General features: G+C 60.4%; 18 protein-coding genes and 3 tRNA genes. 19 read left to right on the plus strand and 2 right to left on the minus strand.

Annotation, left to right across the window (positions count from 1 at the left end; translation table 11 throughout):
• The first annotated feature begins 3 nt into the window (after positions 1-3).
• The 10 genes from gspH (at position 4) to NTD81_RS02715 (ending at position 5,641) form a co-directional block, all read left to right on the plus strand.
• Positions 4-612, plus strand: coding sequence for a type II secretion system minor pseudopilin GspH (gspH, locus tag NTD81_RS02670; RefSeq protein ID WP_262179169.1), 609 nt, complete (start codon positions 4-6; stop codon positions 610-612).
• On the plus strand, positions 609-992 hold the full coding sequence (gspI, locus tag NTD81_RS02675; RefSeq protein ID WP_262179171.1) for a type II secretion system minor pseudopilin GspI: 384 nt from the start codon (positions 609-611) through the stop codon (positions 990-992). Before gspH ends, gspI begins: the two co-directional genes overlap by 4 nt.
• On the plus strand, positions 989-1,690 hold the full coding sequence (gene gspJ, locus NTD81_RS02680) for a type II secretion system minor pseudopilin GspJ (RefSeq protein WP_262179173.1): 702 nt from the start codon (positions 989-991) through the stop codon (positions 1,688-1,690). The genes gspI and gspJ overlap by 4 nt, the downstream gene beginning before the upstream one ends.
• A complete protein-coding gene (gene gspK / locus NTD81_RS02685) occupies positions 1,687-2,661 on the plus strand; it encodes a type II secretion system minor pseudopilin GspK (RefSeq protein WP_262179175.1) in 975 nt (324 codons plus the stop codon). Before gspJ ends, gspK begins: the two co-directional genes overlap by 4 nt.
• A complete protein-coding gene (gspL, locus tag NTD81_RS02690; protein WP_262179177.1) occupies positions 2,658-3,794 on the plus strand; it encodes a type II secretion system protein GspL in 1,137 nt (378 codons plus the stop codon). Before gspK ends, gspL begins: the two co-directional genes overlap by 4 nt.
• Before the next feature lie 2 nt (positions 3,795-3,796).
• Entirely contained in the window at positions 3,797-4,312 is a 516-nt protein-coding gene (locus NTD81_RS02695; RefSeq protein WP_315974669.1) for a type II secretion system protein M, read from the plus strand.
• A 126-nt stretch (positions 4,313-4,438) separates the two neighbouring features.
• Positions 4,439-4,514, plus strand: a tRNA-Val gene (locus tag NTD81_RS02700).
• Positions 4,515-4,553: 39 nt separating this feature from the next.
• Positions 4,554-4,630 (plus strand) — tRNA-Asp (locus NTD81_RS02705).
• Positions 4,631-4,858: 228 nt separating this feature from the next.
• Positions 4,859-5,269 carry an NUDIX hydrolase gene (locus NTD81_RS02710; RefSeq protein ID WP_262179181.1) on the plus strand — a complete coding sequence of 137 codons (411 nt, stop codon included), beginning with the start codon at positions 4,859-4,861 and terminating at the stop codon, positions 5,267-5,269.
• Between the two features lie 295 nt (positions 5,270-5,564).
• Positions 5,565-5,641, plus strand: a tRNA-Asp gene (locus tag NTD81_RS02715).
• A gap of 349 nt (positions 5,642-5,990) precedes the next feature.
• Here NTD81_RS02715 and NTD81_RS02720 read toward each other — a convergent pair.
• Complete coding sequence (locus NTD81_RS02720; protein ID WP_262179183.1) at positions 5,991-7,040, minus strand: AraC family transcriptional regulator; 1,050 nt, start codon at positions 7,038-7,040, stop codon at positions 5,991-5,993.
• A 202-nt stretch (positions 7,041-7,242) separates the two neighbouring features.
• On the opposite strand from NTD81_RS02720, the gene NTD81_RS02725 reads away from it, so the two are divergent.
• The 5 genes from NTD81_RS02725 to NTD81_RS02745 all read left to right on the plus strand — a co-directional run bounded on the left by NTD81_RS02725 (position 7,243) and on the right by NTD81_RS02745 (position 14,705).
• Positions 7,243-9,276: an NADPH-dependent 2,4-dienoyl-CoA reductase gene (locus tag NTD81_RS02725; RefSeq protein WP_262179185.1), complete on the plus strand. Its 2,034-nt coding sequence runs from the start codon at positions 7,243-7,245 to the stop codon at positions 9,274-9,276.
• A 413-nt stretch (positions 9,277-9,689) separates the two neighbouring features.
• Positions 9,690-11,060 carry a chromosome partitioning protein ParA gene (locus tag NTD81_RS02730; RefSeq protein WP_262179187.1) on the plus strand — a complete coding sequence of 457 codons (1,371 nt, stop codon included), beginning with the start codon at positions 9,690-9,692 and terminating at the stop codon, positions 11,058-11,060.
• Positions 11,061-11,110: 50 nt separating this feature from the next.
• The gene (locus NTD81_RS02735; RefSeq protein ID WP_262179818.1) at positions 11,111-11,983 is read left to right on the plus strand and encodes a 1-aminocyclopropane-1-carboxylate deaminase/D-cysteine desulfhydrase; all 873 of its coding nucleotides are present in this window, start codon (positions 11,111-11,113) and stop codon (positions 11,981-11,983) included.
• Positions 11,984-12,150: 167 nt separating this feature from the next.
• A complete protein-coding gene (locus NTD81_RS02740) occupies positions 12,151-13,455 on the plus strand; it encodes an MFS transporter (protein WP_410017106.1) in 1,305 nt (434 codons plus the stop codon).
• A 134-nt stretch (positions 13,456-13,589) separates the two neighbouring features.
• Positions 13,590-14,705: a cyclic nucleotide-binding domain-containing protein gene (locus tag NTD81_RS02745; protein WP_262179192.1), complete on the plus strand. Its 1,116-nt coding sequence runs from the start codon at positions 13,590-13,592 to the stop codon at positions 14,703-14,705.
• Here NTD81_RS02745 and NTD81_RS02750 read toward each other — a convergent pair whose 3' ends face one another.
• Positions 14,706-15,662, minus strand: coding sequence for a DUF1853 family protein (locus NTD81_RS02750; RefSeq protein WP_262179194.1), 957 nt, complete (start codon positions 15,660-15,662; stop codon positions 14,706-14,708).
• A 105-nt stretch (positions 15,663-15,767) separates the two neighbouring features.
• Here NTD81_RS02750 and NTD81_RS02755 point away from each other — a divergent pair, with 105 nt between their 5' ends.
• Genes NTD81_RS02755 through NTD81_RS02770 form a run of 4 tightly spaced genes read left to right on the plus strand, consistent with a single transcriptional unit; the run spans position 15,768 to position 18,787 of the window.
• On the plus strand, positions 15,768-16,655 hold the full coding sequence (locus NTD81_RS02755) for an NAD(+) kinase (protein ID WP_262179196.1): 888 nt from the start codon (positions 15,768-15,770) through the stop codon (positions 16,653-16,655).
• Positions 16,655-17,629, plus strand: coding sequence for a metallophosphoesterase (locus NTD81_RS02760; RefSeq protein WP_262179198.1), 975 nt, complete (start codon positions 16,655-16,657; stop codon positions 17,627-17,629). Before NTD81_RS02755 ends, NTD81_RS02760 begins: the two co-directional genes overlap by 1 nt.
• Positions 17,626-18,495, plus strand: a complete 870-nt coding sequence (locus NTD81_RS02765; RefSeq protein WP_262179200.1) for a rhomboid family intramembrane serine protease — start codon at positions 17,626-17,628, stop codon at positions 18,493-18,495. Before NTD81_RS02760 ends, NTD81_RS02765 begins: the two co-directional genes overlap by 4 nt.
• A gap of 28 nt (positions 18,496-18,523) precedes the next feature.
• Positions 18,524-18,787, plus strand: coding sequence for a YeaC family protein (locus NTD81_RS02770; protein ID WP_262179202.1), 264 nt, complete (start codon positions 18,524-18,526; stop codon positions 18,785-18,787).
• The last annotated feature ends 2 nt before the right edge of the window (positions 18,788-18,789 follow it).

The following is an 18,789-nucleotide window of genomic DNA, read 5'->3' on the forward strand; positions in this document are numbered from 1 at the left end:
GCGATGCGCCAGCGCCTTAGCCAGGCTCAGGGCTTTACCCTGATTGAGCTGTTGGTGGTGCTGGTGATTCTCGGCTGCCTGATCGGTTTGACCGTGTTCAGTGTCGGCATCGCAGGTCCAGGCCGCGAGCTGCAAAACGAAGCGGAGCGCTTGGCCAGCTTGATCGGGGTGCTGGCCGAAGAGGCGGTGTTGGATAACCGCGAATATGGCCTGCAATTTACCCCCGACAGCTATCAGACACTGCGTTACGACAGCTTGAAAAAACAGTGGCAAGCCGTCGCAGGTAAACCGCACAAGCTGCCGGACTGGGCGCAAATAAAGTTTGAGCTCGAAGGCGAGGCTTTGCGGCTGGCAGATTCGTCCACAGGTAAGTCTGACGACCAGGACAATCCGGGCCTGGGCAGCAACCATGCGAGCAAGTCAGGTTCGGCCCGTAAGGCCGCCGCGAGCACCCTCACGCCTCAGCTATTACTGCTGTCCAGCGGTGAGATCAGTCCGTTTCGCTTGCAGATTGGCGAGCGCCGCGCCGACGGAGTGCAGATGCAACTGAGCAGCGACGGCTTTCAACTGCCCAAGGCGCAACTGCTCAGCAGTACTGGGCGTAAGCCATGAGACGCGAGGGCGGCTTTACCTTGCTGGAGGTGCTGGTGGCCTTGGCCATCTTTGCCTTGGTTGCGGCCAGCGTGCTCAGTGCCAGCAGTCGCAGTTTGCAAACAGCGGCACGCCTGCAAGACAAAACGTTGGCCATGTGGGTGGCCGATAACCGCTTAAGCACCCTGCAACTCTCCCTTGACCCGGTGGCCGGTGGTCGCGAGCAGGGCGAGGAACAAATGGCCGGACGGCGCTGGCAATGGCAAAGCGAAGTGACCGCCACCAGCGAGCCTGGCATGCGCCGCGTGACCTTATGGGTGGCGCCGTACAGCAACGAGCGCGGCAATTTGAGCGAGCGGGCCGTGGTTACGCTCAGCGGCTTTATCGGTGAGATGCAATGAAGCCCTCGCGCCGTGCGGGCGGCTTTACCCTCCTCGAACTGCTGATCGCCATCGCTATCTTTGCCCTGCTGGGCTTAGCCACTTACCGCATGCTCGACAGCGTGTTGCAAACCGATAAGGCCACCCGCGCTAACGAGCAGCAAATGCGCGAGTTGGTCCGCGCCATCACTGCGTTTGAGCGCGATGTGTTGCAAGTGCAGCCGCGCCCTATACGCGATGCCTTCGGTGAGCCGCGCGCGGCCTTGCTCGCCGAAACCGGGGAGAACTCGAGCGTGGAGTTAACCCGCAACGGTTGGCGCAATCCTTTGGGGCAAGCCCGTTCGACCTTGCAGCGAGTGCGCTGGCAGCTCAGTGGCGAGCACTGGCAACGGCGTTACTGGACGGTCTTGGATCAAGCCCAAGACAGCCAACCGCAGGTGCAAGAGGCGCTGGATGGGGTACTCAGCGTGCAGCTGCGCTACCGCGATAGCAAAGGTGAGTGGCAAGACAGCTGGCCGCCGGAGGATGACGGCCAAGGTCAAACGACCGATAAAGCCCTGGCTAAATTGCCCCAGGCGCTGGAGCTGACTCTGGAGCACCGTCGCTATGGGGAGATCCGCCGGTTACTGCAGTTGCCCGATGGCCCGCCGGATGAATTGAATCAGCAACAAGAGGACAACGATGGCGGCGAAGCCACTCCTGAGGAGCCGTCGTTATGAGGCAGCAGCGCGGCATGGCGCTAATCACCGTGTTACTGGTGGTGGCCGTGGTCAGTGTGGTGTGTGCGGCGATTATTAGCCGCCAGCAGCTGTCGATCCGCAGCACCGCCAACCAGCTCGATGTGCGTCAGGCTTGGCATTACGCGCTGGGTGGCGAGGTTCTGGCCAAAGCCTTGTTGAGCCGCGATTTCAACCAGGGCGAGCGCAGTGCTCAGGTCGATCATTTGGGCGAGCTGTGGGCGCTGCCGCGTAAACCCTATCCCTTGGATGAAGGTGGTGAGTTGCGGGTGCAGATTATCGACCTCACCGGGCGTTTTAACCTCAATAGCCTCGCCGCGAAAACCCCGGGCGGTGGGCCGGATGACTCTACGCTGGCACAGTTTCGCCGCTTGTTGCTTGGCTTACAGATCAGCACCCCATATGCCGAGCGCCTGGCCGATTGGCTGGACGAGGATGATCAACCTACCGGCAGTTATGGTGCGGAAGACGGCCAGTACCTAGCGGCGCAACCGCCGTATCGGGCGGCCAATCGCATCCTGTCTGATCCATCGGAGCTGCGTCTGTTGCTGGATATGCGCGCTGAGGACTATGAGCGCCTTTTGCCCTATGTCAGCGCTTTGCCGGCCGGTACCACGCTTAACGTCAACACGGCCAGCGCGCGGGTGTTGGCGAGCTTGTCGGATGGGTTGTCGCTGAGTCAGGCGCAAGAGATAGTCGCGGCCCGTGGTGCCGAGGGCTATCGCGATGTTCAGGCCTTTCAGGTTCATCTCAATGGCTTGCAGGTGCAGGGCCAGGCATTGGCGCCCTATAGTCAGTATTTTCAGGTGATCAGTGAGGTCACCGTCGGCGAGCGCCGACAGATTTTGCGCAGTACTTTGCAGCGCAGTAATGATGGCAAGGTTTATGTACTGGCCAGGGATTTAGGGCAGGGCGCGCTGGTGCCGTTGCCGGTTGAGGAAGTCGAGCCATGAACCACGATTATGTGTTTTTACCCCCGGCAGCTTGTAGCGGCGCCCAGGCGGATCTGCTGGTCCAGGTGGTCAGCGCTGGCGTTAGCCGCAGCCTGAGTTTTGCCGAGGCGCAGAGTCAGTTGAGTGCCGACTGGACACTGGTATTGCCGGTGGAGGCCGTCACCGCCTGCGCTGTCAGCCTGCCGACACGTAAGGCGCGCTGGTTGCGCCAAGCGCTGCCGTTCGCGGTGGAGGACTTGCTGGCCGAAGAGGTCGAGCTGATGCATCTGGCCTTGGGTGAGCAACTGAGCGATGGGCGTCATCGCGTGTTTGCCCTGCGCCGCAGTTGGTTGAGCGCATGGCTGCAGTTGTGTGCTCTGCCGCCACTGCGCATCACGGTGGATGCGGATTTATTGCCGGGCCCTGGCAGCAGTTTGCTGATTCTGCCGCAGCGTTGGCTGCTTGGCGGTGCTGCGGCCACCCGCATGGCTTTGACAGAGCAGGACTGGCCGCAAGTGCAGGCGCTGGCGGGCGAAGTTGAGCAGGTCAACTATCAGCTCGGTGAGCCTGCGCCCGCCGCCTGGGCGCAGGCTCAAGCGCTGGCAGAGCCCTACGTGTGGTTGGCACAGCAGTCTGTGCGTAACAACCTCGCCCAAGGTGAGTTCGCCGTGCAGCGCAGCAGCGGGCAATGGCAGCGCTGGCGTTCGGTCGCCGCGCTGTTGGGGTTATGGCTGGTTGTGCAATGGGGCTTTAACTTGGCCCAGTCCTGGCATTTGCAACGCCAGGCGGATCAGTACGCAGCGGCCAGTGCTGCGCTGTATCAAGAACTGTTCCCCCAAGACACTAAGCTGATCAACTTGCGTGCCCAGTTTGAGCAGCACCTGCGCGAGACCGGCGGCAGTGCTCAGTCGCCTTTGCTTAGCCTGTTGGCGCAAGTCAGCCAGGTCATGCAAACCAAGGGCGTGCGGGTGCAAATCAATCAATTGGATTTCAGTGAAGCGCGTGGTGACATGGCCTTGCAGGTACAGGCCCCCGGTTTTGCTGAGTTGGAGCAATTGCGCGAGCACCTGCAAGGCAGCGGCTTAGCTGTGCAGTTGGGCTCGGCCAGTCGCGATGGTGCGATGGTCAGTGCGCGGGTGGTGATAGGAGGATGAGCATGCTGCAAAGTTATCGCGCTCAGTGGGACGACTCGGCTTTAGCCAAGCGCTGGCAGGCGTTAGTGCCACGCGAGCGATTGGCGGTCAGCGCGCTGCTGGCGTTCGTCTTGCTGGTGCTGCTCTACGTCGGCCTGTGGCAGCCGACGCAGCAGCGGGTCCACACGGCACGCAATGCGTTTGAGGCGCAGCGCGAACTCAATGCCTATATGCACAGCCAGGCGCCACTGCTGCGCAATCAGGCCAGTACGCCGCAGACCAGTATTGATCCGACTCGCCTGCAAGGCTTAATCACGTCTTCGGCGGCTGCCCATGGCCTGAGCATTGAGCGCCTGGATAACGATTCGGCTGGCGCGGTACAGGTCAATCTACAGCCGGCGCCATTCGCCAGACTGCTGCAGTGGATCGAGCATTTGCAGGGGCAGGGTGTACAGATCAGCGAAGCGGGGTTGGATCGTGGGGCGGACAATGCGGTGGCCGCGCGTCTCACTTTGCGCGCCGGGGATGGCGAGGGATGAGTCGGCAGTTTGCTCTTTTGGCCGTTATGGGGCTGCCAAGGATTTTTCACTTTTTTAGAAAAACTTTAAGCAGGGTATTGACTTAGCTTCGATAGGTGCGTAAATTTCGCCTCCTCGCAAGGCCAAGGGTGATTAGCTCAGCCGGGAGAGCATCTGCCTTACAAGCAGAGGGTCGGCGGTTCGATCCCGTCATCACCCACCACTTGCCGAGAAGTTGTACCGGACGCAAGTCCACAGACGCGCAGCGGTAGTTCAGTCGGTTAGAATACCGGCCTGTCACGCCGGGGGTCGCGGGTTCGAGTCCCGTCCGCTGCGCCATATTTGCTCCTAGGACCACTGAACGCCTAGAAGCTACCGAGAAAGCGGCCATTGGCCGCTTTTTTCGTTTCTGCGCTTTAAATTCCCTTCTCAGGTGTTCTGGCTAGCCCGTCGCGGGAGATGCTGTCAGCGCCGTTTGCCAGTTAAGCCCTGTTTTCCAATTGTTGGTTGAACTGCGCCTAGACCAAATACTCCCAGTTAGTTCCAGCAACGTCTGTGGAGGTTGTGATGCCTGAGTTAACTTCTGAGTCGAATGATGTGGGGCGTTTGCCGATTTCGGTGAAGGCGGTGTTGATCCATCAAGGCGCTGTGTTGCTCTTAAAGAATGAGCGCGAAGAGTGGGAGCTGCCTGGCGGTAAGCTCGAGGTAGGCGAGACGGTAGAGGCTTGCGTACTACGTGAGGTGCTCGAGGAAACGGGTCTTAAAGCACGCTTTATCCGGCCGTTGCTGCCGTACGTGTATCCCATCACCGCGCAGATTTCTGTCCTGATCATCCCGCTGCTGTGCCAGGTCGATAACTTTAACCACCTACGGCTAAGTCACGAGCACAAGGAAATTGCCACCTTCCCCTTGGAGCAGCTCAGCACCCTTAATCTGCCGGAGGGCTACCAGCGCAGTATTGCGGCAGCCTGTGCCTGAGTTTTATCAGCTTGCGCCTGGGGCGGGTCGCTGTATTCATACGGCGCGGCAGCTTTGGCTGAATCTTTTGTGCAAATCTTTCTACAAAGCTATTGCCAGCCCCTAGGGGTTAGTACATAATGCCGCCCGTCGAAACGACTAGGGTAAAAACCTTAGCAGTTTCAAAAGCTTAGAGATCAGCGACAAGATTCACTGATAACTAAAGCAAACTTCTCAGCTGGCTGAGGAGGGGGTAAAGCAGCTTAGAGCGCTTTACCAAGATGCAAAGATTCTACGGACGTAAGTCCACCGACACGCAGCGGTAGTTCAGTCGGTTAGAATACCGGCCTGTCACGCCGGGGGTCGCGGGTTCGAGTCCCGTCCGCTGCGCCATATATGAAGCCCCCAGGTAGAAATACCTGGGGGTTTTTCATTTCTGCGACATTTTGTCATCTTGCGTTCATCTTTGTCCTCTAGCCTTATTGGCATGTTCTCGCTGCTTAAGCCCGTGGGGTTGGCGCACGAGAGCAGCACTGTATAACTCGCAATAAGGGACACCCCAATGGACGATTATCAAGAAGAGCTTTTGGAAGAGCGCGCTATCGAACTGGATCTGCCAGAACCCCACGAAGACGCTACCGAGCTGTAACCGCAACATCGCAACACCGCCAGCTTTTAGGGCGTTTAACGCCCTAATAACGCTGCATCCCTCCTGTTACTTCCTTCGCAAATCCATATCGCACTACAGCGCCCGGCGTTGTTCGCGGCGGTATTCGCCTGGGGTTTGTTGATTCCAGCGTTTAAACGCGCGCTGAAACGCTTCGGCTGAAGCAAAACCCAATAAATAGGCGATTTCGCCAAAGGCCAGCTCGGTGTCGCGGATATAGGCCATGGCCAGGTCGCGGCGGGTGTGATTGAGAATCTGGCGAAACTGCGTGCCTTCCTCCGCCAGTTTGCGGCGCAGGGTCCAGGCCGGCAGTTGTAGGTGCGCGGCGACTTCCGCGAGGTCCGGCTCGCGCCCATGGAGCAGTGGGCCAATCAGTTGGGTGATGCGCTCGGTGAGGTTGCGGGTGTGGGTCAGTTGTTGCAGTTCAGCTTGGCAAATCTGCAACAGATGACGCCAGGTGCCAGGGCAGTGTTCAGGGTTAGTCAGATTGAGGCTGGCCTGACTTAAACGCAGTTGGTTGTGCTCGGCGCTAAATTCTATGGGGCAGGCAAAAGCCTGTTCGTAGCGGCTGGCGTAGGGCGGTGCAGCAAATTCGATCTGGACCTTATCGATACTCAGCGGTTGCTGGGCAAGGGCGCTTAAATGCTGTGCCCAGCCGGCCAGCACTGAATCCACGACAAAGCGGTTGTAGTGGTTGTAGGGGCTGATCGAATAGAAACGCAGCCAGGCGCCTTGGGCGTCTTCATGCAGGCTCGACTGGCCGCGATAGTTGCTGGTGTACAGCGGCTCAAACTCAATCAGGCAACGCGCCGCTTCACGAATGGTCGGGGCTTGGCCGGCAGTGATGCCCGCCAGACCGAGTTGGCCCAAGCGGCTGTGCTGCCCCATCAGTAAACCCAGCGCCGGCTCGCCACACTGGCTAATGGCGCTATGACCCAGACGCATATAGCGCGGAATCGACAGGCGCGCCCGTGGCTCAGCCAGGCGCGTGGCATCCAGCCCATAACGCTGCAGCAGCGGCAGCGGGTCTTGGGCGCAGCTGTGCATGGCTGTGGCCAGGCTATGCACGAAGCCCACCGATAAATCGCCCAGGCGTACACGGGCAGGCTTACTGGGCTCGGTCATGATTGGTTTATCCCGCTACTGGTTGCGTCGGCGCCCCTAGTTTGCCCTCAAAGACCGTCGCACTGTTAATTATGATCAGTATCTTGTCACTTTAAGTCATTGAGAGGTGGCTGGGCCCTGATTATCTTCTCTCCCACTGCGACTACTGCCCGTTAGAGGCGACAGCGCCCGTGTGATGCCGATGCCTGATCTGGAGAGAGACATGACTGCTCAATACCCCCATCTGCTTGCCCCCCTCGATTTAGGTTTTACCACCTTAAAAAACCGCGCCCTGATGGGCTCGATGCACACCGGCCTGGAAGAAAAGCCCGATGGTTTTGAGCGCATGGCTGCTTATTTTGCCGAGCGCGCCCGGGGCGGCGTGGGCCTGATGGTTACCGGCGGCATCGGCCCGAACGTCGAGGGTGGGGTGTATTCCGGCGCGGCCAAGCTGACCACGCCCGAAGAGGCGGCCAAGCACAATATCGTTACCCGCGCCGTGCATGAGGCCGGCGGTAAGATTTGCATGCAGATTCTTCACGCTGGGCGCTATGCCTACAGCCCCAAATCCGTGGCGCCGAGTGCCATTCAGGCGCCGATCAACCCGTTCAAGCCAACGGAGCTGGACGAAGAGGGCATCGAGAAGCAGATCAGCGATTTCGTCACCTGCGCCACCTTGGCGCAGCAGGCTGAGTACGATGGCGTCGAGATCATGGGCTCGGAAGGTTATTTCATTAACCAATTCCTCGCTGCCCACACCAACCAGCGCACCGATCGTTGGGGTGGTTCTTACCAAAATCGCATGCGCTTGCCGGTGGAAATCGTGCGCCGTGTGCGCGAGGCGGTAGGGCCGAACTTCATCATTATTTATCGCCTGTCGATGCTCGATTTGGTTGAAGGCGGCAGCACCTGGGATGAGATCGTGCTGCTGGCCAAGGCTATCGAACAGGCGGGTGCGACCATCATCAACACCGGGATCGGCTGGCACGAAGCGCGCATCCCGACCATCGCCACCAAGGTGCCGCGTGCGGCCTTCACCAAGGTCACCGCCAAGCTGCGCGGCGAGGTGAAGATTCCGCTGATCACCACCAACCGTATCAACACCCCGCAAGTGGCCGAGCAAGTGCTGGCCGAGGGCGACGCTGACATGGTGTCGATGGCCCGGCCATTCCTTGCCGACCCCGAGTTCGTCAGCAAAGCGGCGGCCGGCCGCGCCGATGAAATCAACACCTGTATCGGTTGTAACCAGGCCTGTTTGGATCACACCTTCGGTGGCAAGCTGACCAGCTGCCTGGTCAACCCACGGGCCTGTCACGAGACTGAGCTCAACTACATTGCCACCGATAAGGTGCAAAAAATTGCCGTGGTCGGCGCCGGCCCAGCAGGGCTTGCCGCGGCCACCGTGGCCGCCGAGCGCGGGCATCAGGTCAGTCTGTTTGATGGCGCTGGCGAGATCGGTGGGCAGTTCAATGTGGCCAAGCGCGTGCCGGGTAAAGAAGAGTTCTACGAAACCCTGCGGTACTTCAAACACAAGCTCGCCAGCACCGGGGTGGATGTGCAGCTCAACACCCGGGTGAGCGTGGACGATCTGGTCAAAGGCGGTTTTGATCAGATCATCCTCGCCACCGGTATCGCGCCGCGCACTCCGGCGATTCCTGGCGTGGAGAATTCCAAGGTGATCAGTTATCTGGACGCCATCCTTGAGCGTAAACCGGTCGGCCAGAAGGTCGCGGTGATTGGCGCCGGCGGCATTGGTTTTGACGTGTCGGAATTTATCACTCACCAGGGCGAGTCCAGCAGCCTTAACCGCAGTGAGTTCTGGAAGGAGTGGGGCATCGACCCGGCCCTCGAAGCGCGCGGCGGCGTGGTGGGAATCAAGGCGCAGGTGCCGGCAGCGGCCCGTGAAGTGTTCTTGCTGCAACGCAAAAAATCCAAAGTCGGCGATGGTTTGGGCAAAACCACCGGCTGGATTCATCGCACCGGCCTTAAAAACAAGCAGGTGCAGATGCTTAACAGCGTCGAGTATCTGCAGATCGACGACGCCGGTTTGCATATCAGCATTGCCGGTGGCGAGCCGCAGTTGCTGGCGGTGGATACGGTGATTATCTGCGCCGGCCAAGAGCCGCTGCGTGAGTTGCACGACGGCCTGGTGGCTGCCGGGCAGACCGTGCATTTGATCGGTGGCGCCGATGTGGCCTCGGAGTTGGACGCCAAGCGGGCGATTAACCAAGGTTCACGCCTCGCCGCACAGCTTTAAGGTCAATACGCCCCGCCCAGTGCGGGGCGTTTGCTTGCTGCCCGGCCTTACTCCGGCAGCGGGCAATCTTCTTACCGGCGCGCTGAAGTGGCCGCCTAACTCAAGTTGCGATCAGTGAGTGGTTCAGCTGTATTGGCTGCAAGGCCAGGTTAATTCGCGCCTGAGTGCGGGTTGCTGGCGCTCTGACACCTCAAAAATCGCTGTGCCTAGCGCCGCTTATGGCGTGCAGACCACTGCCAACCCAATCACAGCGCACCCGTCAGCTTTTGCCTAGACTCCGGCCGAGGGAGATTTGGGCTAATCGTACAGAAATTGTCTTAGTGCTCAGGTATAAAGACAGCGGCGCGCCGAGGGTGGCGCGCGCAGGCCTGGTTTAGAGCGGTTAGAGCCGCCGAGAGAGGGGATGGTTGAGCATGCAGAACAAGCCGCAAATGGTTGAAGCCGTGATGTTTATAACTGCGCGCGGCGTCAGCAAGCAGATGTTCTTCACCGAGTTTGAAGCCTTGCTCGATGGCGTGGTGAACATGCCCGAGTACGCTGATCAGCAGATGCGTATGGCCTACGTGCTGATCAATCCCCGTTTATTGATTAAGTCGGTGGTGCTGTTTTATCTGGATTTTGATGAAAAAGGCTGCCCCGACTCCGGCTGGAACATCCCCCTGCAAACCTTGGCTGCCCGTGCTGAGCGTGGCCCGGACTTAGGCGCTGGACCGATTCGCTTGGCCTGCCATAGTCAGTGCCCGCAAGCGGCGCAGCAAATGCATCTGTGGGACGCTCAGGCTGACGAACTGGTGCAGTTGCGCGAGGCCGTCAAGCGCAACAGTTTGGCCTTGTTGGTGGAGGAAGAGGCCATGCCGGTGGTGGCGCTGGATCGCTTGCAAATCGCCGCTGAAGACAAGTGGTACGCCAATGAGGCGAGCAACCCAGAGCAGCCTTCGACGCACGAGCAAGCCGTCGCTGTCAGCGCCCAGGCGGCTCATCAGCAGCGCCTCAAGGCGGCGCAACTGATCAAGCAATTACGTCAGCGCAATGCCGAGCAACTGCAGCAGCAACACACCCAACGCCTTGCCCTGGAGCAAGCCCATAGCGCGCAAGTGCAAGATTTGCACGGGCAGATAACCCAACTGCAGCAGGCCCTGGCCGAGCAACAGGCGGTTAGGCATGCGCTGCAAGAGCAGTTAGCCGCGCAAGAAAAAAGCTTCAAGGCCGCCCGCGAAGAAATGAGCGCCCAGCTGCGTATGTTCGAGCAAGACGGTCGCGATGAGCAGGCCAGTTTGCAAGCGCAGTTGCAGATGGAGATGCAGACTCAAATCGCTTCAGTCACCCGTCTTTACCAAGAGCAGCTAAGTGCTCGGGATGCGGCGTTGAGCGAACGCAACGCGGAGTTGCAGCAAGCCCAGCAGCTGATTCAGCAATTGCAGGCTGATTTGCAAAGCAACAGCCAGGCCGGTGCCGAGCAAGCGTTGCAGCAGTTGGCCAAACTGGGCGTCGTGTTTGTGGTGTTCCATCCTGGCGCCGGTCATCTGACCATCGCGTTGCAGGATTTGCCGCGTTATCAGGCCAATCCCATGGCCTATGCCGCGAGCAAATGCTTTGTCAGCGAAGAGCAATACCGCCAGTGGCTGGAGCATTATCAGCAGCCCGCATGCAGCGCCTTGCTGGTCAGTGGCGAGCGCTGTGCTATGCCGCTGGATCGTATCGACACGCCGAACCGGTTTGTTCCGCACAACTCCAACTGCTGCCCACGCCATCAAAGCGATAAATCGCTGCGCACGGTGGTTTGAGTGTGGCCGTAGAACTGCCCGCCTGGACCGCCCAGGCGCCACTGCAGTTAATGCATTTACCCTGGGCACAGGCGGCCGGCATCGAGCTGGCGGTGCTGCGCCTGGATCTGCTGGACCCGCTGATCAGTGGCAACAAGTGGTTTAAGTTACTCGATCATCTGCGCGCGGCTCAGGCGCAAGGCGCAGCAGGGGTGATCAGCTTAGGCGGTGCCCATTCCAATCATCTGCATGCGTTAGCCGCCGCGGGGCAGCGCTTTAATTTCGCCACCGTCGGTTTACTGCGTGGCCATGCCCAACTCACCCCCACCGTGACAGATCTGCAAGCCATGGGCATGCAGCTGCATTGGCTAGGGTATGCCGGTTACCGTGAGCGCCATGCGGCGGATTTTTGGACGCCTTGGCTGCAGCGCTACAGCGGTTTTTATCCAATGCCTGAAGGTGGCGGTGGTTTGCCCGGCGCTCTGGGTTGTGGGCAGATCACCCGCCTGTTGCGTGAGCAGGTGGCGGATCTCGGTTGGGATGATTATCACGGGGTGTGGCTGGCCTGTGGCACCGGTACCACCTTGGCCGGCTTGCTACTGGCCGAGGCGGGCGCCCATGCGCTGTATGGCGTGACTGCTGTGCCAATGGATTATGGTGTGGCGAGCCAGATCGAGCAGATTCTCCACGCCGCTGGACAGCCACCTACTGACTATCAGTTATTCGATGGCAGCCGTGGTGGCTTCGCTAAAGTCGATGCCGAGTTGCTGGCGTTTATGGCTGAGTGCGAAACACACAGCGGCGTACCGCTGGAGCCCTTGTACACCGGCAAAGCGTTGCTGCAACTGCGTGAGCAGGTGCAGGCCGGTTATTTCGCCCAAGGTACGCGGTTGGTGTTTATCCATACCGGTGGGCTGCAAGGACGCCGTGGTTTGGCGCTTTAGTGCCGCTAAGGCGCGCAGTAGAGCCTCGGCGTCGCTCTGGGGCATGTCGGTGACTTATCTGGAACAGGCACCCGCTGCATGGCCCTGAATACTCAGGCGTAGGCCGTCCCATCGTCTTGCTGCCCGAGGTGACTATGTTTGCCCCTGCATCTGTTTCTGCGTCCGTCGTGCCTGTCGCCAGCAGTAAGGTCGCCCCGAGCACTTTGCGCCGGGTGATAGTGGCCGCCAGTGTCGGCAACTTTGTGGAGTGGTTTGATTTCGCCGTGTATGGCTTTCTCGCCACCACCATCGCCCAGCAGTTTTTCCCCAGTGGTGATGCCGCCGCTGCATTGTTGAAAACCTTTGCCGTGTTTGCCGTGGCGTTTGCCTTCCGGCCTTTGGGCGGGCTGTTCTTTGGCATGCTCGGTGACCGCATCGGCCGGCGGCGCACCTTGGCCTTTACCATTTTGCTGATGGCCGCAGCGACCACCTTGATCGGCCTGTTGCCGACCTACGCCATGATCGGGATGGCGGCGCCGTTGTTGCTTTGTTTGATCCGCTGCGCCCAGGGCTTTTCCGCCGGGGGAGAATATGCCGGCGCCTGTACGTATTTGCTGGAGCATGCCCCGCCGGGGCGCCGGGCCTGGTATGGCAGCTTTATTCCGGTGTCGACCTTTATGGCTTTCGCCGCTGCTGCCAGCGTTGCCTACGGCCTGGAGATCAGTTTGGCGCCTGCGGCCATGGCCGAGTGGGGCTGGCGCCTGCCATTTTTATTGGCCGCGCCCCTGGGGTTGGTCGGTTTGTATCTGCGCTGGCGCCTGGAGGAAACCCCGGCGTTTAAGGCAGTGCAGCAAAGCCACGGCGCCGTGCACACGCCCCTGGGGCAAACGCTGCGCGAGCAGGGGCGGCGGATTCTCTGTCTCGGCGCCTTTGTCTCACTGACGGCGCTGGCGTTTTATATGTTCACCACCTACTTCAGCACCTACCTGCAGGTGGCAGCGGGCCTGAGCCGGGCTACGGCCTTGCTGGTGTCGCTATTGGCGTTGTTGGCGGCGGCGCTGCTGTGTCCGCTGTGCGGCGCCCTGGCCGATCGGATCGGGCGGCGGGCCACGGTGTTGAGCGCCTGTGTATTACAGGGCGTGCTGGTGTATCCGGCCTTTATGTTGGCCAGCTCCGGCAGCTTTGTCGCTGCGCTCATCGCGGTGTTGCTGCTCGCCAGCGGCGCGGTGCTATGTAACGTGGTGACCGCAGTACTGTTGGCTGAAAGCTTCCCGACTAAGGCGCGCTACACCGCCTCGGCCATCACCTACAACATGGCTTACACCCTGTTTGGCGGTACTGCGCCGCTGTTGGCGACCTGGCTGATCAGTGCGACGGGCAGCAACCTGGCGCCGGCCCTGTACCTGATGGGGGTAGCCGTGTTGGGGCTGCTTGGCGGCATGGCATTACCGGAGACTAGCAAGCTGTCTTTGCATGAGCCAGGCACGGCTTGAAGGTTTGGGCCGCGGCACTGGGCAGACTTTTCCTGGCTTTGTGATGGTGTTCCTTACCGCCGCGCGCAGCGCTATAGCATCCTCAGGCTTTGCTGCGGCGCTTGGCCGCCAGCTCTGCCGCCGTGGATGCCCGCATGCCTGCCAATTCAGCCCTGAGCCTTAATCAATTGCGTAGCCTGACGCCACTTAACGCGCTGTCGGAGCAGCAGTGGCGCGAGCTGCGGGGGCAGTTGGTACCGCAGCCACTATTGGCCGGACAGCCGTTGTTTCGCCCCGGCGACCAAGCCCGGCTGACGTATTTTTTACTGGCTGGCGAGCTTGTGCTGTACCGCGACGACGGCCAAGAGCAGCTGTTACAAGCCGGCACTGAGCAGAGTTGCTATCCGCTGTCGCCGGGATTGCCACGGCAACAGGGGGCACGGGCGCTGAGTGATGCCAGTGTGCTGGTGCTCGACAGCGACGAGCTGGACCGTCTGCTGACTTGGCAGTTGGCCTATCAGGATCTGCTCCTTGAACTGGGTCAGGAGCAGGGCGATCTGGATTGGTTGCAGCAGCTGTTGGCTAACCCGCTGTTCGCCAAGGTGCCGCCGGCCAACGTGCGCAGCATGCTCACGCGGCTGCAGGAGCAATCCCTGCAAGCCGGCGAGGAGGTGCTGCGCGAGGGCGAGGCGGGCGACTGCTGTTACTTCCTCAAAAGTGGTCGCGCCGAGGTACTGCGCGGCGCCGAGAGCGATCAGCAAGTCCTGGCTGAGTTAGCTGTTGGTGCTTGTTTTGGTGAGGACGCGCTGCTCGCCGACAGCCCGCGCAACGCCACCATCACCATGCTCGAAGACGGCGTGGTGCTGCGCTTGGATCGTGAGGATTTTATCGAGCTGCTCAAGTTGCCGGTGGTTAACAGCTTGGCCTTGGCTGAGGCCGTGCGTTTGCTCGGCAGCGGCGCGCAGTGGCTGGATGTGCGTTTGCTCGACGAGTACCAGCGCGGCCATGCCTTAGCGTCGCTGTACATGCCGCTGCAGTTGTTGCGACTTAAAGCGCGGCTGCTGGATAACCAGCGCACCTACCTGTGCTACTGCGACAGCGGCAAGCGCAGCAGCAGTGCGGTGTTCCTTTTGTCGCAGCTGGGTTTCAGTGCCTACGCCTTGCACGACGGCGTGGATGCACTGCCGGCCGTGCAGCGTGAGGCTCTCCTCTGTGAAAGCGGTAGCGGCTATGTGGTGCGTTCCGGCGGGCGTACCGAGCGCAGTTTGTAGTCAGGGCTTGGGTCGTTGCGGATTAAGCTGCGGCCAGTGATCGTGCAACACAAAAAGCCGCTCGGTTTCTGTCCAATAACCGTCGTGACCGGGCTGCAAACGCACCAGCAATTGGGCGTGCAGGCTGAGGTCGAGGTCGTCCCACCACTTTTGAAATTGCTCCGCACTGTACAGCTGGGCGGCGGGCACTTGGGCTAAGGCCAGCCAGTTATGGCGCGGCAGCGGTTGCCAGTGGCCGCGGTTCTGCCGGGCAAACTGCGGCCACTGTTGCTGATGAATCCAACGCCCGTACAAATGCTGCGGATTGTTGCCGCTGGGCGCTTGGTAATCCTGCTGCCAGGGATAAAAAAGATAACCGCCCAGCCACAGGGAGGCTTGTGGTTGGCTGATCTGTAACTGCTCAAGGGCCGCCTGTGCTTGTGGCGTGCGTGACAGCTGCAACTGGTGTTGGCCCAAGTGATCGAGCTTGAGATCGAGGCGGTCATGGCTGCCGGGGCCGAGCCAGTCGGCGTGCTCTGTGCCGCTTAACTGCGGCTGGCCTAGATAGAGTTTGATCGCCAGTTCCAGGTGATGCACACCCTGGGCATCGCGCAGCAGCATGTCCATCTCGCCCAAGGTATGGCCTTGTTGGCGGATCGGCAGATTAGCGGCCAGCACGTCAATGTCCGGCGCGCCGTGCAGGGCAAATTGCCACAACCGTTCGTAATACAGGCCCAAGCGGCGCACCGAGCTTTGTTTCAGCCACTCCTCCAGCGCTGCGGGTTGTTGATCCTGGCGCTTAAGCCAATCGGCCAGCAGCGCCGGCTGCTCAAGCCAAACACTGGCCGTCAGCGGATGGCGCTGCGGCCAGGGGCAGTGCGTCAGTAAGGGCGGGGCGAGCAGCACCCAGGCCAAATCGCGCACCGCCGGGTGGCGCAATTGCTTGGGTAACTCGATGAGGTCAGGGCAGGGCAACATGCAGCGAGCATAGCGTGGAAATGCCCTGCGGGCAGGCCAGTTTGCTGCTTAGCCGGGCTTTCGCCCATAATTGCTGGCATTAGTTCAGAGCTGGGCGGGAGCACCATGGAGCAATTTCGTAATATCGGCATCATCGGCCGATTAGGCAGTACCCAGGTACTCGACACTATTCGCCGGCTGAAGAAGTTTCTGCTTGAGCGTCACCTCCACGTCATTCTCGAAGACACCATCGCCGAAGTGCTCCCCGGTCACGGTCTGCAAACCAGTGCGCGTAAGCACTTGGGCGAGATTTGCGATCTGGTCATCGTCGTCGGTGGGGACGGCAGCATGCTGGGGGCGGCGCGCGCGCTGGCTCGGCATAAGGTGCCGGTGCTGGGCGTCAACCGTGGCAGTTTGGGCTTTTTGACCGATATCAGCCCCGATGAACTGGAGCTGAAAGTCGGACAGGTGCTGGAGGGGCATTACCTCACCGAAAACCGCTTTTTGCTCGAAGCCGAAGTGCGCCGTAACGGCGAGGCCATTGGTCAGGGCGATGCGCTCAACGACGTGGTGCTGCACCCCGGCAAGTCGACCAAGATGATCGAGTTCGAGCTGTATATCGACGGTCAGTTCGTGTGCAGTCAGAAGGCCGACGGCCTGATCGTCGCCACCCCAACCGGCTCCACCGCTTATGCGCTGTCCGCTGGCGGGCCGATCATGCATCCCAAGCTGGATGCCATTGTGATCGTGCCGATGTACCCGCACACCTTGTCGAGCCGGCCGATCGTGGTGGATGCCAGCAGCGAACTGAAGATCGTGGTGTCCAAGGACTTGCAGGTTTATCCGCTGGTTTCCTGTGACGGCCAGAACCACTTTACCTGCGCCCCCGGCGACACCATCACGGTGGCCAAACGCCCGCAAAAACTGTTGCTGATCCACCCGCTGGATCACAACTATTACGAAGTCTGCCGCAAGAAGCTGGGTTGGGGCAGCCGGCTCGGGGGGCACGACTAATGGAGCTTGATCCCGCCCGGGGCTACGACTTTATTGGCGATATCCATGGTTGCGGCAAGACCTTAGAACATCTGCTGAGCACCCTCGGCTACCGTATCGAGGCCGGGGTGTGGCGCCATCCGCAGCGGATGGCGATCTTTGTCGGCGACCTGATCGACCGTGGCCCGCATATCCGCGAGACCCTGCATTTGGTGCATGACATGGTCCGCGCCGGTAGTGCGCTGTGCATCATGGGCAACCATGAGTTCAATGCACTGGGCTGGAGTACGCCGGCCCCGGCCGGTAGCGGTCGCCACTATGTGCGTGAGCATTCACCTAGGCACCGCCGTTTAATCCAGCAAACCCTGGAACAGTTCGAAGCCTATGGGGATGAATGGCAGGGCTTTCTCGACTGGTTCTATGAGCTGCCGCTGTTTATCGATGCCGGGCGCTTTCGCGTCGTCCACGCCTGCTGGGATCAGAGCTTGATCGACCCGCTGCGCGCGCAGTTCCCCAATGCCTGTATCGATGAGGCGTTTTTGCAGGAGTCGGCGATCCCCGGCAACTTCGCCAACACCGCCTTAGATCGACTGTTGCGCGGCACCGACATGCGTCTGCCCGGCGACATGACCCTGACCAGTAACGATGGTTTTACCCGCTCGTATTTCCGCACCAAATTCTGGGAAGAAAACCCGCAGACCTACGGCGATATCGTGTTTCAGCCCGATGCCTTGCCCGAGCTGGCGGCGCAAATTCCCTTGAGCGAGTCGCAAAAGACCGAGCTGCTGAAATACCCGGACGATCAGCCCATGCTGTTTGTGGGCCACTACTGGCGGCGCGGCAAGCCCACGGCAATCCGCCCGAACCTGGCGTGCCTGGATTACAGCGCGGTGCTTAAAGGCAAGCTGGTGGCTTATCGCTTGGACCAAGAAAACCGTATCGACAGCGACAAGTTCGTGTGGGTCAACGTCGAAGGCCCGGAGGCGCGGCCATGAGTGCCATAGCGGCGCTGCGTGTCAGTGACGAGATCAACCTCAGCGGCTTTGTGCAGATGCTCAAGCACTTGCAGTTACCCCACCGGGTGGCCGAGGAGGCAGGTGAGCAGGTGCTGTGGGTGCCCAGCGCGGCCTATGCCGAGCAGGTGCGTGAGTTGTACCAGCGCTTTCCATTAGGGGATGTCGAGGGCGTGTTGGCGGGGGCTGAACCCGCACCTAGGCCCTATCGGCCAGGGCTGTTGCAGCAGCTCAAGGCCAGCCCCATGACCACTGCGGTGCTGCTGCTGTGTTTTGTCGTGGCGGTCATCACTTGGCTCGGCGATAACCTAGAGGCGGTGAGCTGGCTGAGCTTTGTCGACTTTCGGGTGGAGGGTGAATACGGCTATTTCACCCAACTCAGCGACACCTTGGCGGAGGGCCAGTGGTGGCGCCTGGTGTCGCCCATGCTCCTGCATTTCGGCATTCTCCACTTAGCCATGAACAGCCTGTGGTTCTGGGAGCTGGGGCGGCGCATCGAGTACCGCCAAGGCCGTTGGCTGCTGCTGGGGCTGACGTTGTTGTTTAGCCTGGGCGCCAACCTGGCGCAGTACTGGTACTCCGGCCCTTCGATTTTCGGCGGCTTGTCCGGGGTGCTCTACGGCTTGCTGGGGCACTGCTGGATTTACCAGAAGCTGGCGCCCAATCCGGTGTATGAGCTGCCGCGCGGCGTGCTGATCATGATGCTGGTGTGGCTGGTGGTGTGCATGACCGGCGTGTTTGAGCTGTTGCAGTTCGGTGCGATTGCCAACGCCGCCCATGTCGGCGGGCTGCTGGCTGGCTGCGTAACGGGCTTGCTAGGCGGTGCGCTGGCGCGCCGGCAGCGGTAAACTGAAGCCCTTTTTTGTGGAGGCTGCTATGTCGTCCTTTTTAGATGCAATTGCCAATATCACTCCGGAGATTTACCAGAATCTCAAACTGGCGGTAGAAATCGGTAAGTGGCCCGATGGCCGCAAGCTCAGCCAGGAGCAAAAAGAGCTGACCCTGCAGGCGCTGATCGCCTGGGAGATGCAAAACCTGCCCGAGGACGAGCGCATTGGCTACATGGGCCCGCAGGAATGCAGCTCCAAGTCCGATCCGGTGCCTAACCTGCTGTTCAAGTCTTCGGACACCCTGCATTAATT

This window comes from Pseudomonas sp. 5P_3.1_Bac2 (assembly GCF_025465995.1).
GTDB lineage: Bacteria > Pseudomonadota > Gammaproteobacteria > Pseudomonadales > Pseudomonadaceae > Aquipseudomonas.

Bases quoted from the DNA above. Each gene is read 5' to 3' on its own strand.
- gspL (WP_262179177.1), top strand. From the start codon at position 2,658: ATGAACCACGATTATGTGTTTTTACCCCCGGCAGCTTGTAGCGGCGCC.
- NTD81_RS02710 (WP_262179181.1), top strand. From the start codon at position 4,859: ATGCCTGAGTTAACTTCTGAGTCGAATGATGTGGGGCGTTTGCCGATT.
- NTD81_RS02725 (WP_262179185.1), top strand. From the start codon at position 7,243: ATGACTGCTCAATACCCCCATCTGCTTGCCCCCCTCGATTTAGGTTTT.
- NTD81_RS02720 (WP_262179183.1), bottom strand. From the start codon at position 7,040: ATGACCGAGCCCAGTAAGCCTGCCCGTGTACGCCTGGGCGATTTATCG.
- NTD81_RS02745 (WP_262179192.1), top strand. From the start codon at position 13,590: ATGCCTGCCAATTCAGCCCTGAGCCTTAATCAATTGCGTAGCCTGACG.
- NTD81_RS02765 (WP_262179200.1), top strand. From the start codon at position 17,626: ATGAGTGCCATAGCGGCGCTGCGTGTCAGTGACGAGATCAACCTCAGC.
- gspH (WP_262179169.1), top strand. From the start codon at position 4: ATGCGCCAGCGCCTTAGCCAGGCTCAGGGCTTTACCCTGATTGAGCTG.
- NTD81_RS02760 (WP_262179198.1), top strand. From the start codon at position 16,655: ATGGAGCTTGATCCCGCCCGGGGCTACGACTTTATTGGCGATATCCAT.
- NTD81_RS02735 (WP_262179818.1), top strand. From the start codon at position 11,111: ATGCATTTACCCTGGGCACAGGCGGCCGGCATCGAGCTGGCGGTGCTG.
- NTD81_RS02730 (WP_262179187.1), top strand. From the start codon at position 9,690: ATGCAGAACAAGCCGCAAATGGTTGAAGCCGTGATGTTTATAACTGCG.
- gspK (WP_262179175.1), top strand. From the start codon at position 1,687: ATGAGGCAGCAGCGCGGCATGGCGCTAATCACCGTGTTACTGGTGGTG.
- gspI (WP_262179171.1), top strand. From the start codon at position 609: ATGAGACGCGAGGGCGGCTTTACCTTGCTGGAGGTGCTGGTGGCCTTG.
- NTD81_RS02755 (WP_262179196.1), top strand. From the start codon at position 15,768: ATGGAGCAATTTCGTAATATCGGCATCATCGGCCGATTAGGCAGTACC.
- gspJ (WP_262179173.1), top strand. From the start codon at position 989: ATGAAGCCCTCGCGCCGTGCGGGCGGCTTTACCCTCCTCGAACTGCTG.
- NTD81_RS02695 (WP_315974669.1), top strand. From the start codon at position 3,797: ATGCTGCAAAGTTATCGCGCTCAGTGGGACGACTCGGCTTTAGCCAAG.
- NTD81_RS02770 (WP_262179202.1), top strand. From the start codon at position 18,524: ATGTCGTCCTTTTTAGATGCAATTGCCAATATCACTCCGGAGATTTAC.
- NTD81_RS02750 (WP_262179194.1), bottom strand. From the start codon at position 15,662: ATGTTGCCCTGCCCTGACCTCATCGAGTTACCCAAGCAATTGCGCCAC.